We start from the raw sequence: 14,347 nt of genomic DNA on the forward strand, positions 1-14,347 counted from the left end.
GGGTCAGACCTCGTAGACCGTGCCCGGGTACGCCAGGTCGACCGGGCCGTCGTAGACCGCGCGGGCGTCGGCGAGGTTCTGCGCGGGGTCGGTCCACGGCGGGATGTGGGTGAGGACGAGCCGGCCCACGCCACCGCCGTTCGCGTACTCGCCCGCCTCACGGCCGTTCAGGTGCAGACCGGGGATGTCCTCCTTGCCGTGCGTGAAGGAGGACTCGCACAGGAAGAGGTCGGCGCCGTCGGCGAGCAGGCCCAGCTCGGGGCAGGTGCCGGTGTCCCCGGAGTAGGTGAGCGAGCGGCCGCCGTGCTCGATGCGGATGCCGTACGCCTCGACCGGGTGGGAGACCCGCTCGGTGCGGATCTGCAGCGGGCCGATCTCGAAGGTCCCGGACTTCAGCGTGCGGAAGTCGAAGACCTCGCTCATCGAGCGCTCGTCGGGGACGTCGTCGTAGGCGGTGGTCAGCCGGCGCTCGGTGCCCTCGGGCCCGTAGACGGGGATGGTGCCGCAGCGGCCGCCCTCGTGCCGGTAGTAGCGGGCGACGAAGTACGCGCACATGTCGATGCAGTGGTCGGCGTGCAGGTGGCTCAGGAAGATCGCGTCGAGGTCGTAGAGGCCGATGTGGCGCTGCAGCTCTCCGAGGGCGCCGTTGCCCATGTCCAGGAGCAGCCGGAAGCCGTCGGCCTCGACGAGGTAGCTCGAACAGGCCGATTCCGCGGACGGGAACGACCCCGAACAGCCGACGACGGTGAGCTTCATGGAGCGTGAACCTCCGAGGACGGTCCGTGGACGGAATGCGGGCCGTGCGTGCGTCGAGCGTAAGGCGCGAAACGTCCGGTCGCTCCTCCGCGGCAGGCCGTTGTGGGGGGAATCACCTGCGCTGTCACCCGGGGGAGCGACGGTGGGCACGGGCGTTGCCATGCCGGGCCTTTCCGGCCCGGCTACGGTCGAAGCATGGACACGTCCTGGTGGCCGGCGGTGGCCGCGGTGGTGGCCGTGGCGCTGCTGGTGCTGGTCGCCGGGGGCGGTTTCGGGCTGCCCCGCCGGTCCCCGCCGGCGCACGGGGCCGGTCCGCCGCCGCAGCCGCGGGCGGGCGAGCTGTGGTGCCTGGCCGACGGCCGTACGTGCCTGGTCCTGGCGGTGGGGTCGGTACGGGGGCACCGGGCGCGGGTCGCGTGGATCACCGGGAAGTACGACGACCGGCGGGCCGGGGTGATCCCGCTGCCGCCGGGGACGGTCGGGGGGCAGGGCCGGGCGGGCTTCCTGGAGGCGGACCGGCCGGCGGAGGTGTCGCTGTGGGAGTTCCGGACCCGGCTGGGGATGCTGGACCCTGCGGTGTGGGACGAGATCAAGGGTCTGGGAGGTGCGCGGTGACGCGGGAACCGGTGATCCGCCTGCGGCGGGTGTACGACCCGCCGGAGCCGGGGGCGGACGGGGTACGGATCCTCGTGGACCGGCTCTGGCCGCGGGGGCTGGCGAAGGCGGTGGCCGGGGTGGACGAGTGGCCGAAGGCGGTGACGCCGTCGACGGAGCTGCGGAAGTGGTTCCACGACGGCGGTTCGGCGCAGGAGTTCCGGCGGCGGTACGAGGCGGAGCTGGCGGAGCCGGGGGCGGCGGCGGAGCTGGCGCGGCTGCGGAGCCTGGCGGCGGCGGGTCCGATCACGCTGCTGACCGCCGTCAAGGATCCGGCCTCCAGCCACGCGGCGATCCTGGCGGAGTGGCTGTCGGACTGACCGTGCGGCTCCGTGTCCCAGGGTTCCGCCCCGGACCCCGCGCCTCGAACGCCGGCGAGGCTGGTTTTGTCAGCCCGTCCGGCGTTTGAGGACCGGGTCCGGGCAGAGCCCGGGAAACGGCGCCGCGCCCGGTGGTCCGTGGGCGACCCCGCAGGGGCTACGCCCAGAGCTGGCCCTGGAGGACCTCGATGGCTTCCTCGGTGGTCGCGGCCGTGTAGACGCCCGTCGAGAGGTACTTCCAGCCGCCGTCGGCCACGACGAAGACGATGTCCGCCGATTCGCCCGCGGCCACTGCCTTGCGGCCGACGCCGATCGCCGCGTGCAGGGCTGCTCCCGTCGAGACGCCCGCGAAGATCCCCTCCTGCTGGAGGAGCTCTCGGGTACGGGTCACCGCGTCCGCCGAGCCCACCGAGAAGCGGGTGGTGAGCACGGAGGCGTCGTAGAGCTCCGGGACGAAGCCCTCGTCCAGGTTGCGCAGTCCGTAGACCAGGTCGTCGTAGCGCGGCTCGGCCGCGACGATCTTGATGCCGGCCACGTGTTCGCGCAGGTAGCGGCCGACGCCCATGAGGGTGCCGGTCGTGCCCAGGCCCGCCACGAAGTGGGTGATGGAGGGGAGGTCCGCGAGGATCTCCGGGCCCGTGGTGGCGTAGTGCGCGCCCGCGTTGTCCGGGTTGCCGTACTGGTAGAGCATCACCCAGTCCGGGTGCTCCGCGGCCAGTTCCTTGGCCATCCGGACCGCGGTGTTCGAGCCGCCGGCGGCCGGCGACGAGATGATCTCGGCTCCCCACATGGCCAGCAGGTCACGCCGCTCCTGGCTGGTGTTCTCCGGCATCACGCACACGATGCGGTAGCCCTTGAGCTTGGCCGCCATCGCCAGCGAGATGCCGGTGTTGCCCGAGGTGGGCTCCAGGATGGTGCAGCCGGGCCGGAGCCGGCCGGCCTTCTCGGCCTGCTCGACCATGTGGAGCGCGGGGCGGTCCTTGATCGAGCCGGTCGGGTTGCGGTCCTCCAGCTTCGCCCAGATGCGGACGTCGTCCGAGGGCGACAGCCGGGGCAGCCGGACCAGCGGCGTGTTGCCGACCGCGGCCAGCGGGGAGTCGTAGCGCATTACTTCGATCCGCCGGCCACGGCAGGGAGGATGGTGACGCTGTCGCCGTCCTTGAGTGCGGTGGAGATGCCGTCGAGGAAGCGGACGTCCTCGTCGTTGAGGTAGACGTTGACGAAGCGGCGCAGCTGACCGCCGTCGACAATGCGTTCCTCGATGCCCTTGTGACGGGTCTCCAGGTCCGCGAAGAGGTCGGCGAGGGTCGCGCCGTCACCGGAGACGGCCTTCTCGCCTTCGGTGTAGGTGCGGAGGATGGTGGGGATGCGGACCTCGATGGCCATGGCTGTCTCCAGTCGTCGGGGAGTGCGTGGGAAGCGTGGAAGGGTGCGGCGCGCGGTTCGTCGGCCCTCCGCGCGGAAGGGCTCCGGTGCTCAGAGCGCAGGACAGATGGCGCTGGCGAGGCGGCACAGGTCGACGTGCAGCCGCGCCACGAGCAGCAGCCTGCCGGGCGTCTCGATGCTCACGTCGTGGGAAACCATGCGGTCATGTTAACGATTCCCGGTCCCCCGTTTGGAGTGTGATCCCGCATCGTGGACCTCCACCGCTCGCATACTGGTCAGTAGGCGTCGACGACCTGCACTTTTTCCTCGGTGATCACTCCGTCGACGATCCGGTACGAGCGGAACTGGAACTCCCCGAGACCGTCTTTGTCCGCCGTCGAGACCAGCACGTAGTGCGCGCCGGGCTCGTTCGCGTACGTGACGTCCGTGCGCGAGGGGTAGGCCTCGGTCGCGGTGTGCGAGTGGTAGACGATCACCGGCTCCTCGTCGCGGTCGTCCAGATCGCGGTAGAGCTTCAGCAGATCCTTCGAGTCGAACTCGTAGAACGTGGGCGAGCGGGCCGCGTTGAGCATGGGGATGAACCGCTCGGGGCGGTCGGTGCCCGCCGGGCCGGCCACGACACCGCACGCCTCGTCGGGGTGATCCTGGCGGGCGTGCTCGACGATCCGGTCGTACAGGGCCTGGGTGAGGGTCAGCATGAGCGACAGGATAAGCAGACGGGCCCTTCCGTACCGAGGAGTGGTACGGAAGGGCCCGCATGATGGACTCGCCGCCCTGGAGACAACGTCGTCGGGGCGTGGTTCCCGGCCGCGGCAGGCGGCCGGGGATCACGCGGTCCGGGTGTTACGAGGCCTTGGTGAAGGCCGCGCCGCGCGGGTCGCGGGACTTCATGACCAGGTAGGAGACGCCCAGGATCAGACCCCACAGAGGGGCGCAGTACAGCGAGACGCGGGAGTCCTTGTCGGCGCCCATCATCACGATGACCATGCCGATGAAGAGCAGCGCGAACCAGCTCGTGTACGGGGCGCCGGGGGCGCGGAACGCGGACTGCGGCAGCTCGCCGCGGTCGGCCTTGGCGCGGTAGCGGATCTGGCAGACCAGGATCATGATCCAGGCCCACATGCCGGAGATGGTGGCGAAGGAGACGACGTAGTCGAAGGCCTTGCCCGGGGCGACGTAGTTGATCCAGACGCCCACCAGCATCAGCGCGGCGGAGAAGGTGGTGCCGATGAGCGGGGTGCCGCTCCGGGTGAGCTTGGTGAAGACCTTCGGGCCCTGGCCGTTGATCGCGAGGTCGCGCAGCATGCGGCCGGTCGAGTACATGCCCGAGTTGCAGGAGGAGAGCGCGGCGGTCAGCACGACGAAGTTGACGATCGCGGCGCCGATGCCGAGGCCCATGCGCTCGAAGGCGGCGACGAAGGGCGAGACGCCCGGCTGGAAGTGCGTCCACGGGACGACCGACAGGATCATGATCAGCGCGCCGACGTAGAAGACGGCGATGCGCCACGGCACGGTGTTGATGGCCTTGGGCAGGGTCTTCTCGGGGTCCTTGGACTCGCCGGCGGTGACGCCGACCAGCTCGACCGCGAGGAAGGCGAACATCACGATCTGCAGGGTCATCAGCGTGCCGCCGATGCCCTTGGGGAAGAAGCCGCCGTCGTTCCACAGGTTGGAGACGGTGGCGGTGTCGGCCGCGTCGGAGAAGCCGATGGTGAGGATGCCGGCGCAGATCAGGATCATGCCGACGATGGCGGTGACCTTGACCATGGAGAACCAGAACTCCAGCTCACCGAAGAGCTTCACGGAGATCAGGTTGGCGGCGTAGAGGATGACCGTGAAGATCAGCGCGTAGGCCCACTGCGGGAAGCTGTCGTGGGTCCAGTACGACATGTACTGCGCGGCCGCGGTGACCTCGGTGATGCCGGTGACCACCCAGAAGAGCCAGTACGTCCAGCCGGTGACGTATCCCCAGAACGGGCCCAGGAACTCGCGGGCGTAGTCCGAGAACGAACCGGAGACGGGGCGGTACATGAGCAGCTCGCCCAGGGCCCGCATGATGAAGAAGATGACCAGGCCCGCGATGGCGTACGCCAGGATCAGGCTGGGTCCGGCCTTGGAGATGGCCTTGCCCGCTCCCAGGAACAGGCCGGTGCCGATGGCCCCGCCGATCGCGATCATCTGGATCTGACGGGCGCCGAGCGTGCGGTGGTAACCCTCGCCGCCTTCGCCCGAACCGCCCTCGCCGGGCGTCTTGTCGTGCTGCTCGACCTGCACAGAGGTCATGTCTGGTGCGCCTTTCTCCACGCCGACCCGCGCCGTCGTTGGCTGCGGATCGGGTCCTCGATCCCCCCGGATACGGATGGAGTTGCACGCCGGCGGTCAGCCGGTCCAAGCCAGCCGGGGGACATGGGTGACGTCCCTTCGGCAGTCGTGAAGATTTATCACGGGCTTACGGCTGTCCGAGGGGGAGAAATGTGGCGCAGGGCATCAAAAATTCACCCCAAAGGCGCAGAAATAGATCAGATCACCGCATGGCGGTGATCTGATCGTTATCCGGATTTGAGCGTCCGCTGAGCGAACAGTGTTCCCCTTTGAGGATTCTCAGAGGGTTTCGATCAAGGTTTCCTGGAGGCCGCCGAGCCAGAGGTAGGCCATCACCATCGGCTTGCGCGGGTCCTCGTCCGGCAGCCGGAAGAGCGTCGCGCTCTCGTCGTCCTCGGTGATGTCGAGACGGGCCGCGATGGTCAGGCGCAGGTCGTTGAGCGCGCCGAGCCAGCGCAGCGGCAGCTCGCCGGACAGCTCCAGCACCGCCGACCCGTCGCCGGCCCGGGCGAGCCCGTCCAGGCTGCGTACGAGCGCCAGGGCGTCCTCGCGCTTGCGGGTGCGCAGGTCGTTCTCGGTGAAGCGGCGGAACTCCGCGGAGCGGGCCGCCAGCTCCTCGGGGTCCACGCCCTTGTCGCCGGCCCCGTCGGGGGCCCCGTAGGCGTCGGGGAAGAGCCGGGCCAGCGCCGGGTCGGACGGCGGCTCGGAGGGGCCCTCGGCGAACAGCGCGGCGAGCGGGTCGGCGTCCTCGGCGGGCTCCGGCTCGCCGGGGCCGATCAGCTCCAGCAGCTGGACGGCCAGGGAGCGCAGGATCGAGATCTCGATCTCGTCGAGGGCGATCGCGGCGCCGCCGCCCTTCAGGGACTCGAAGGTGCCGCCCATCAGTTGCGGTCCTGCGAGAGGGTCGCCCACAGGCCGTAGCCGTGCATGGCCTGCACGTCGCGCTCCATTTCCTCGCGGGTGCCGCTCGACACGACCGCCCGCCCCTTGTGATGGACGTCGAGCATCAACTTGTGTGCCACGTCCTTCGAGTAGCCGAAGTACGCCTGGAACACGTACGCCACGTAGCTCATGAGGTTGACCGGGTCGTTGTGCACCAGGGTCACCCAGGGGACGTCGGGTTCGGGGACCGCGAAGGTCTCTTCGGCGGATTCGGTGCGTTCGATCTCAACGGGAGCAACACTCACTCGTCCCATGCTGCCACCTCGACCCCGCTGCTGCCCAAACAGGGGCCGGACGACCCCCGCAACCCACCGCCCCCGCGCCCGGCGACGGGCTCGTCCCACTATCACGACCTACATCTCGTCACTTTGACGAAATGTGCGCTAGCATCCCAGCCATGAACCCTGCGGACCTGGGCCTGCCGGTGGACGTGCCGTCGACAGCGCTCTTCACTGATCATTACGAGCTCACGATGCTGCAGGCCGCCCTGGCCAACGGCACCGCCGACCGACGCTCGGTCTTCGAGGTGTTCACCCGGCGGCTGCCCGAGGGCCGCCGCTACGGCGTGATCGCCGGAACCGGCCGGGTGCTGGACGCGGTGGAGAACTTCCGCTTCGACGGCGCGGTGCTGGAATTCCTGCGCGAGCGGGCCGTCGTCGACATGCGGACGCTGGACTGGCTGGCTTCGTACCGCTTCTCCGGCGACATCTGGGGCTACGAGGAGGGGGAGGTCTACTTCCCCGGCTCTCCCGTCCTGCGGGTGGAGGGCAGCTTCGCCGAGTGCGTGCTGCTGGAGACCGTGATCCTGTCGATCCTGAACCACGACTCGGCGATCGCCGCGGCCGCCTCCCGGATGTCCTCGGCGGCGGGCGAACGCCCGCTGATCGAGATGGGCGCCCGGCGCACGCACGAGCTGGCGGCCGTCGCCGCGTCACGAGCCGCGTACGTGGGCGGCTTCACCTCGACCTCGGACCTGGCGGCCGGATTCCGGTACGGCATCCCGACGGTCGGCACGAGCGCGCACGCCTTCACCCTGGTCCACGACAGCGAGCGGGACGCCTTCACGGCGCAGGTGGACTCCCTGGGGCGGGGCACCACCCTGCTGGTGGACACCTACGACGTGGCCGAGGCCGTCCGTACCGCCGTCGAGGTGGCGGGCACCGAGCTGGGCGCGGTCCGGATCGACTCCGGAGACCTGCTGCTGGTGGCTCACCGGGTGCGGCAGCAGCTCGACGAGCTGGGCGCGACCTCGACGAAGATCGTGGTCACCTCGGACCTCGACGAGTACGCCATCGCCTCGCTGGCGGCGGCCCCGGTGGACGCGTACGGCGTGGGCACCCAGCTGGTGACCGGCAGCGGGCACCCGACGTGCTCGATGGTCTACAAGCTCGTGGCGCGGGCCACGTCGGCGGACCCGAAGGCGGCCCTGGCCCCGGTGGCCAAGAAGTCGACGGGCGGCAAGACCTCCATCGGCGGCCGCAAGTGGGCTGCCCGCCGCCAGGACGCCGACGGCGTCGCGGAGGCGGAGGTGATCGGCGTGGGACCCGTCCCCGCCGCCCTGGCCGACCAGCAGCTCCTGACCCAGCTGGTCAAGGCCGGCGAGGTGGTGGCCCGCGAGCCGCTGGAGGCCGCGCGGGACCGCCACCGCGCCGCCCGCGCGAGCCTGCCCCTGTCCGCGACCCAGCTCTCGCGCGGCGAGGCCGTGATTCCCACGGAGTACGTCTGACCCCGCGGGGCCGCTGCCGGGGCGCTCCGCCCCGGGCCCCGCGCCTCGGACACCGGCGGGGCCGAACGCGGGGCGGAGCCCCAGTTTCGGGAAGGGGCGGGGTGGGGGAAGAGCCTCCCGCAGGGCCCGCCGCAGCACACCATCGAGCCGAAGGGCACGCGAAATGCACCGCGCACTGATCGTCGTCGACGTACAGAACGACTTCTGCGAGGGCGGCAGCCTCGCGGTCACCGGCGGAGCCGACGTCGCCGCCGCCGTCACCGAGTACATCGGCCAGGCCACGCCCGCGTACCGGCACGTCGTCGCCACCCGCGACCACCACGTCGACCCCGGGTCGCACTTCGCGCACCCTCCGGCCGAGCCGGACTACGAGACCTCCTGGCCCGTCCACTGCGTGGCCGGGACCGAGGGTGTGGGCTTCCACCCGAACTTCGCCCCGGCCGTGGCCTCGGGAGCCGTCGCCGCCGTCTTCGACAAGGGCGCGTACGAAGCCGCGTACAGCGGTTTCGAGGGCACCGACGAGAACGGGACGACACTCGGCCGGTGGCTGCGGGACCGGCACGTCACCGAGGTGGACGTGGTCGGGATCGCCACCGATCACTGCGTGAAGGCCACCGCCCTCGACGCCTCCCGCGCCGGCTTCGCCGCCCGCGTCCTGCTGGACCTGACCGCCGCCGTGGCCCCGCACACGACCGCACGGGCCCTGGACGAGCTCCGTACGGCCGGCGTGAAGCTCGTCGGCGGCCGGGCCGACGAGGCGCCCGCCTAGGCCGGGGACGACGGGACGGCCCTCAGGTACCCAGCAGGGCCCGGATGGGGTGCCAGAGCTCCTGCGCGCGGTCCGGTGCGCCGCGCCACAGCAGGCCGTCCGGATGGTGCAGGACGGCCGTCACCTCGTCCGGGGTCGGCGGGTGCGCGTTGCCCCGCAGGTACACCGCCCGCATTCCGAGGTTCCGCAGCCTGGTCAGGGCGCGGGCCCGGTTCGCGGCGTGCACCAGCACGCGGACATTTCCACCGTCTCCGGACGGCCTCGGCAGTGTGAGCGCAACCACCACACTGCCGCCCGGCAATCTCACGAAACCGCCGCCTGGCATCGCAGTCATCTCCCCCGTCAATAGGAAACTCGTACCGGGCATCTAAACGCGAACGGCCGCCGCCCGCTAGAGGGCGACGGCCGATCATGCTTTGACCTGCGGCTTTAACGAGTTACTTCGAGGAGGGGCCGACCTCGATGGTCATGACCTCACCGTCGTAGGTCTCCTTCAGGATCTTGATCTTGGTGTTGGTGTCAGTGACCTTCACCGATCCGGTCGGGTTCTCGTCGTAGTAGTACTTGCCCTTGTGGTCGTCGAAGACGAGGTTCGCGGGCTTCGGCTTGAGGAACAGCTCCTCGCCGTTCTTGTGCAGGGTGAACGCATCCGTCGAGTACGCGCTGAAGGTGGCGTCGTACGGCTGGATCTTGTTGCGGAGCAGCGTGCCGTCCGCCCACTTCATGGGCTTGGCGTTGGCGTCGATCGGGAGGATCAGACCCTGGCCCGGGTGGACGCTGGTGTTGTTGTCCTTCTGGCTGGTGTCCCACTGCCAGATGAGCAGACCGTCCTGGTACGGGTAGTGCTCGACCCAGTCCGGCTTGGTGTTGCCGAAGCCGAAGTTGTACGGGCCCACCTTGAGGGTGGAGTCGTACGAGACGTAGCGGCGGTTCTCGGCGATGTAGCGCTGCGCGTACTCCTTGGAGAAGTCCGCGCCGATGCGCGAGAAGCCCTTGCCGGTCCAGCCGTTGTCGCCGTTCTCGGCGCCGTCGGTGAACAGCGCGGAGCCGTCCGCGGTCAGCGAGATGGCATCGGCCGTGAAGCCCTTGCCGCCCGCGCCGCCGTCCGTCTGGTAGCGGAAGCGGAGGTCGACCTTCTTGCCCGCGTAGGCGTCGAGCGGGAAGTTCAGCGACTTCCAGGCACCCGAGACCCCGGTGAGCGACGGGCTGCCGGAGGCGTCGGCCGGGAGGGCCGTGCCGTCGGCGGTGCCGGCCAGCGCGGTCCAGGTGGCGCCGCCGTCCGTGGACACCTCGGTGTAGAGGTAGTCGTAGTCGGCCTCGATGTCCCACCAGCCCTTGAGGGACAGGGCGGCGGACTTCTTGCCGGTCAGGTCGACCGAGCGGGTCAGGGTGTTCTTGAGGTCGTCACCCATGTTGCTCCACCACTGGGTGGAGCCCTCGGCCGGCTTGACGACCTCGGTCTTGACCTGCTTCTTCGGCAGCTCGACGACCAGCGCCTGCTTGTCCTTGGTGTTGAACGCCGACACACCCAGCTTGTGGGTGGACTTCGTCGCGGCCTTGGCCGTGTCGTAGTTCAGCCAGCCCAGCTGGAGCTTGTCCCAGGCGGTCATGTCGCCCGGGAGGTCGCCGATGGAGTCCTTGCCCTTGCCGAGCCAGGAACCGGCCGACATCAGGGACCAGAAGCCGACGCTGTTGTCGCCGCCACCGGAGGTGTCGTAGAGGTCGGGCAGACCGAGGTCGTGACCGTACTCGTGCGCGAAGACACCGAGGCCGCCGTTCTCGGGCTGCATCGTGTAGTCGCCGACCCAGATGCCGGTGCTGCCGATCTGGGTACCGCCGGCCTTGTTGTTGTCCGGGCCGGTCTTGCCCGCCGCGGTGCCGTAGGCGTACCAGCGGTGCGCCCACAGCGCGGTCGTGCCCTGAACGCCGCCACCGGCCGACTCGTCCTCGCCCGCGTGGACGATCTGGAAGTGGTCGATGTAGCCGTCGGGCTCGTTGAAGTTGCCGTCGTTGTCGAAGTCGTAGCGGTCCCACTGGTCGTACTGGGACAGCTGCGCCTTGATCTGCGCGTCGGTCTTGCCGGCCTTCTTCTGGGCCTCCGACCATGCGGTGACGCCGTCCTTGACGGTGTCCCACACGTTGGAGCAGTTGGTCTGGCCGCAGTAGTTGGAGCCGTAACGGCCTTCGTTGTACGGGACCTTGACCCAGTCGGCGACCTCGCCCTCGACCGAGTAACGGCCCGAGGAGGTCTTCTCGTAGTAGGTCTTCAGCGAGTCCTTGCCCTGACCCGTGGCGAAGTACAGGTCCTGGAAGTACTCACGGCTGAAGTCCTTGCGCCAGGCGGTGCTGTTGTCCTTGGCACGGTCCGGCTGGGCGATCGTGTTGTGCAGCGGACCGGGGGTACCGCCGTACTTGGGGGCCTCGGGCTTGGGGCCCGGGCCGTCCGGGTCGTACATGGTCGTGCTGTCGACCTGGTCGCCGAACTCGACGAGGATCGTGAAGATCTTGTCGGTCTTCTCGCGGCCGAGCTCGACGTACTTCTTGTCGTCGAGCTTGACGACCTTGGAGGCGCCGCGCTGCTCGACGCCCTTCTTGCCGGTCAGGACCTGGTCCAGGGCGGCCGCACGCTGCTTGGCCTGCTGGTCGCTGAACGGGCCCTTGAGGTCGTGCTCGACGACCTTGGAAGGCGCCGTCGGGTCCTGCCGGTCGGCCGCGGGGGCGGCCGGAGCCTTGCCCTCGGCCTGAGCCGCGGTAACGGTGAAGAAGGTGGCGCTTGTCGCACAAGCGGCCATGGTCACGGTGACAGCGGCAGCGCGTATCGCACGCCGTCTGGCGGAATTGCTCGTCACTTGATGTCGTTCCCCTCCCGCGGCCGCAACGTTGGTCGGAACTTCTCCATAGGAGCGGGGGGTTCCGCGCGGCGCGCGTCTCAAGTGACGACATTTGACCGGAGGGAAGCGAGAAAAGACAGACCTTGACTTGACCCTTACAACTGCACTATGCGGTCAGGGAGTTCCGCTATCCGGACGTTCCACAGCCATACGGGGCGAAGGGCCCCTTCCCGACCCCGCGGGCAGTCCGTCCCGTCCCCCTTTCTCCCCCTGCCGTCGCCCGGAAAATGATCCCGTGCGCCCCCTGTGCTCCGGCACCGTGTGTTAGGTCACGCTTACCGGCGGTCCGACTCGGGCATCTCCCGTCGTAGGGTCACTTGACGTGCGAACCGGTCGAGCTGACTCCCCCTCCCCTCACCGAGGACGGATATCGCCATGCCGCGTCCGACTGCCGCACAGCTCGCGTACGGGTCCGCCACGGTCGTCGTGTCGACGATCGCCATGCTGCTGCTCTCGCAGACGAGCACCGGGCTCGGCGTCGCGGTCATCTCCGCCGCCGCGCTCGCCCTGGGTCTGCTCGTCGCGCTCACCGTACCCATCCCGCGGCGCCGTGGCCGCCATGCGGCGCGTACGGGTGCCTCCCGGGCGGCCGGTGCCCCCGCGGCCCAGGAGAGCGCGACAGGGGCCACCAGGGTGCCCGAGCCCCGGACGGCGCCGGCCGAACACCCCGTACACCACTGACGATTGACGCCGGACGCGGCGCGGGCGGCCTCCCCGGAGGGAAGCCGCCCGCGTCGCGATGCGTCCTAGGTGGCGGCCTGGACCACCACGGTCTTGGCGACCTTGTCGTGCAGGCCCTGCTTGTACGGCTTGTCGACCAGGATCGAGACGACGAGCGCGATCGGCCACAGGCAGGCGCAGCAGATCAGGGTCGGCAGCCAGAGCACGGCGGCGCGCGACAGGGAGGCGTTGGAGTTCGGCACACTGCCGTCGTTGAGCATCGCGACGCGCAGGCGCATCGCCTTCTTGCCGACCGTCTGGCCGTTCTTCCTGGTGAACCACCAGTCGTAGCCGACGTACGCGACGATCGAGATCAGCGTCATGATCAGGCCGCTGCCGCTGTAGGCACTGCTGAAGACCTCGCTGATGTCCTCGCCCTGGTCGGTGTCGTACCGGTAGCGGTTCGTGCCGAAGGCCAGCTGGATGAGGGCCAGCGGGATGGCGATGATCACCACGTCGATGATGCGCGCGAGGAGCCGCTTGCCGAAGTCGGCCAGCGGGGGCATCCCGGCGAGCGGATCGGGCATGCCGTAGCCGCCGCTCCCGCCGTACGGGTCCCCGCCGCCTCCGTAGGGGGGCGGCGGGGGCGGGTATCCCCCGCCGCCGGGCGGGCCGCCGGGCGGGGGCGGCGGACCACCGCTGCCGGGGGGCGGCGAGCCGTACGGCGAACCACCCGACGGAGGCGTCGGTTCCTGGGGCTTCTTGAGGAACGGGTCGTCCTCGGGCGGCTGGCCCGGCGGCTGGTCGGTACTCATGGCCCGAGTCGAACCCGGCTCCGCCACCCTCGCAACGGGACCGCGTCCATTCGGGGGAAGGGCGGGCCCGGGCGGGCGGCCCGGTGCTCCGGGCGGGCTCAGCGGGCCACGTACGTCCTGGCCGCCTTGTCGTGCCAGGCCTGGCGGCGCGGGCGGTCCACGAGGCACCAGAGGCTGCCCGGGAGGCCCAGGACGGCGTACACCAGCCAGCGGCGCAGGGCCGCGCCGAAGGTGGGCGGGCGCAGGGTGGCGGTGTCAAGGACCCGGACGCCCAGCAGCTTCTTGCCCGGGGTGCGGCCCCAACGGGCCGTGGGCAGCACCTCGTAGAGGATCCCGAAGAGGAGGACGGCGCCGATGACCAGGCCCAGGTGGCCGGCGATGGTCCCGTCGAGAAGCCAGACGGTGGTGGTGCGGCCGCTCGCCCGGGCGGCGTCCACCTTGGCCTCGACGTGGGCGGTGGCCTCGGGCAGGAGGAGCGCGGCCACGGCCAGCGCGACGGTGGTGTGAACGAGCGAGTCCAGGGCGCGGGCCACGGCCCGGCGCGTCAGTCCGGCGGGGCGCACGGCCCGCTCGGCCATCTGCTCGAACACCTCCCGGGGCGTACGGGATCCCGCGGGGCGGGAGCCGGAGCCGCCCGGGCGGACCTCCTCGGGGGCGTGCACGCTGCTCTGCGGCTGGGGCAGGGGCTCGGGCCGGGGCTCCGCCGGGGCGGGCGCCTCGGGCCGTGTCGCGATCCGCGGGCGCACGCCGGCGGGGCGCGGCGACCACACCTCGGGCCGGTCGGCGGCCGGGGCTTCGGGCGCGGCGGGGCGCGGCCGGGACGGCGCGGGAGCGGGGGTGGGAGCGGGCGCGGGCGCGGGGGCCGGGGTGGGAGTGGGAGCGGGAGCGGGCGGCGCGGCGGCGACCGCCTCCGGCCAGGAGGAGGTGAGCCCGGACCCGCCGGCTCCGGGGGCGTCGGGCCAGGCCGGGGTCGGGGCCGGGCCCTGGGCGGCCGGGGACCGCACCGACAGGATCCCCGCGGAGGCCTGCTCGGGGAGTCTCGCGGCGGGCGCGGCGGGCGCGGCCGCGGCGGCGGCCGTACGGGCCAGGGAGATGCCCGCCGACCG

At 70.7% G+C, this 14,347-nt stretch carries 17 protein-coding genes; 5 read left to right on the forward strand and 12 right to left on the reverse strand.

The features are described from left to right. Nucleotides 1–3: 3 nt before the first annotated feature. Complete coding sequence (locus ACWGIU_RS11455) at nucleotides 4–756, reverse strand: MBL fold metallo-hydrolase (protein WP_453704650.1); 753 nt, start codon at nucleotides 754–756, stop codon at nucleotides 4–6. A 195-nt stretch (nucleotides 757–951) separates the two neighbouring features. On the opposite strand from ACWGIU_RS11455, the gene ACWGIU_RS11460 reads away from it, so the two are divergent. Next, a complete protein-coding gene (locus ACWGIU_RS11460; protein ID WP_453704652.1) occupies nucleotides 952–1,371 on the forward strand; it encodes a hypothetical protein in 420 nt (139 codons plus the stop codon). Continuing rightward, entirely contained in the window at nucleotides 1,368–1,730 is a 363-nt protein-coding gene (locus ACWGIU_RS11465) for a DUF488 domain-containing protein (protein WP_453704654.1), read from the forward strand. Before ACWGIU_RS11460 ends, ACWGIU_RS11465 begins: the two co-directional genes overlap by 4 nt. Before the next feature lie 157 nt (nucleotides 1,731–1,887). Here the strand turns inward: ACWGIU_RS11465 and ACWGIU_RS11470 are convergent, their stop codons facing one another. From ACWGIU_RS11470 to clpS, 7 genes are all read right to left on the reverse strand, one after another. Then, nucleotides 1,888–2,838, reverse strand: a complete 951-nt coding sequence (locus tag ACWGIU_RS11470) for a PLP-dependent cysteine synthase family protein (RefSeq protein WP_453704656.1) — start codon at nucleotides 2,836–2,838, stop codon at nucleotides 1,888–1,890. Then, on the reverse strand, nucleotides 2,838–3,116 hold the full coding sequence (locus tag ACWGIU_RS11475; protein WP_030390444.1) for a MoaD/ThiS family protein: 279 nt from the start codon (nucleotides 3,114–3,116) through the stop codon (nucleotides 2,838–2,840). The genes ACWGIU_RS11470 and ACWGIU_RS11475 overlap by 1 nt, the downstream gene beginning before the upstream one ends. A gap of 90 nt (nucleotides 3,117–3,206) precedes the next feature. After that, nucleotides 3,207–3,314 (reverse strand): putative leader peptide, encoded by a 108-nt coding sequence (locus ACWGIU_RS11480; protein ID WP_314252769.1) that lies wholly within the window; start codon nucleotides 3,312–3,314, stop codon nucleotides 3,207–3,209. A 77-nt stretch (nucleotides 3,315–3,391) separates the two neighbouring features. Further along, complete coding sequence (locus tag ACWGIU_RS11485) at nucleotides 3,392–3,814, reverse strand: Mov34/MPN/PAD-1 family protein (protein ID WP_453704658.1); 423 nt, start codon at nucleotides 3,812–3,814, stop codon at nucleotides 3,392–3,394. Between the two features lie 145 nt (nucleotides 3,815–3,959). Next, complete coding sequence (locus tag ACWGIU_RS11490) at nucleotides 3,960–5,399, reverse strand: amino acid permease (RefSeq protein WP_453704660.1); 1,440 nt, start codon at nucleotides 5,397–5,399, stop codon at nucleotides 3,960–3,962. 318 nt (nucleotides 5,400–5,717) lie between these two features. After that, nucleotides 5,718–6,320: a DUF2017 domain-containing protein gene (locus ACWGIU_RS11495; RefSeq protein WP_453704662.1), complete on the reverse strand. Its 603-nt coding sequence runs from the start codon at nucleotides 6,318–6,320 to the stop codon at nucleotides 5,718–5,720. Next, nucleotides 6,320–6,634, reverse strand: coding sequence for an ATP-dependent Clp protease adapter ClpS (clpS, locus tag ACWGIU_RS11500; protein ID WP_030010601.1), 315 nt, complete (start codon nucleotides 6,632–6,634; stop codon nucleotides 6,320–6,322). Before clpS ends, ACWGIU_RS11495 begins: the two co-directional genes overlap by 1 nt. A 143-nt stretch (nucleotides 6,635–6,777) precedes the next feature. On the opposite strand from clpS, the gene ACWGIU_RS11505 reads away from it, so the two are divergent. Then, nucleotides 6,778–8,106: a nicotinate phosphoribosyltransferase gene (locus tag ACWGIU_RS11505; RefSeq protein WP_453704664.1), complete on the forward strand. Its 1,329-nt coding sequence runs from the start codon at nucleotides 6,778–6,780 to the stop codon at nucleotides 8,104–8,106. Nucleotides 8,107–8,269: 163 nt separating this feature from the next. Next, nucleotides 8,270–8,875 (forward strand): isochorismatase family protein, encoded by a 606-nt coding sequence (locus tag ACWGIU_RS11510; protein WP_453704666.1) that lies wholly within the window; start codon nucleotides 8,270–8,272, stop codon nucleotides 8,873–8,875. A 22-nt stretch (nucleotides 8,876–8,897) separates the two neighbouring features. Here ACWGIU_RS11510 and ACWGIU_RS11515 read toward each other — a convergent pair whose 3' ends face one another. After that, nucleotides 8,898–9,200, reverse strand: a complete 303-nt coding sequence (locus ACWGIU_RS11515; protein WP_453704674.1) for a hypothetical protein — start codon at nucleotides 9,198–9,200, stop codon at nucleotides 8,898–8,900. A 112-nt stretch (nucleotides 9,201–9,312) separates the two neighbouring features. Then, a complete protein-coding gene (locus ACWGIU_RS11520; protein ID WP_453704676.1) occupies nucleotides 9,313–11,667 on the reverse strand; it encodes an immune inhibitor A domain-containing protein in 2,355 nt (784 codons plus the stop codon). A 474-nt stretch (nucleotides 11,668–12,141) separates the two neighbouring features. On the opposite strand from ACWGIU_RS11520, the gene ACWGIU_RS11525 reads away from it, so the two are divergent. Continuing rightward, entirely contained in the window at nucleotides 12,142–12,447 is a 306-nt protein-coding gene (locus ACWGIU_RS11525; protein ID WP_453704668.1) for a hypothetical protein, read from the forward strand. Nucleotides 12,448–12,512: 65 nt separating this feature from the next. On the opposite strand, the gene ACWGIU_RS11530 is transcribed toward ACWGIU_RS11525, so the two are convergent. Further along, complete coding sequence (locus tag ACWGIU_RS11530; protein ID WP_453704670.1) at nucleotides 12,513–13,241, reverse strand: RDD family protein; 729 nt, start codon at nucleotides 13,239–13,241, stop codon at nucleotides 12,513–12,515. A gap of 98 nt (nucleotides 13,242–13,339) precedes the next feature. After that, a partial coding sequence (locus ACWGIU_RS11535; protein ID WP_453704672.1) for an RDD family protein occupies nucleotides 13,340–14,347 on the reverse strand: 1,008 nt, incomplete at its 5' end.

The sequence above is a fragment of the Streptomyces sp. NPDC054840 genome, from assembly GCF_053611065.1.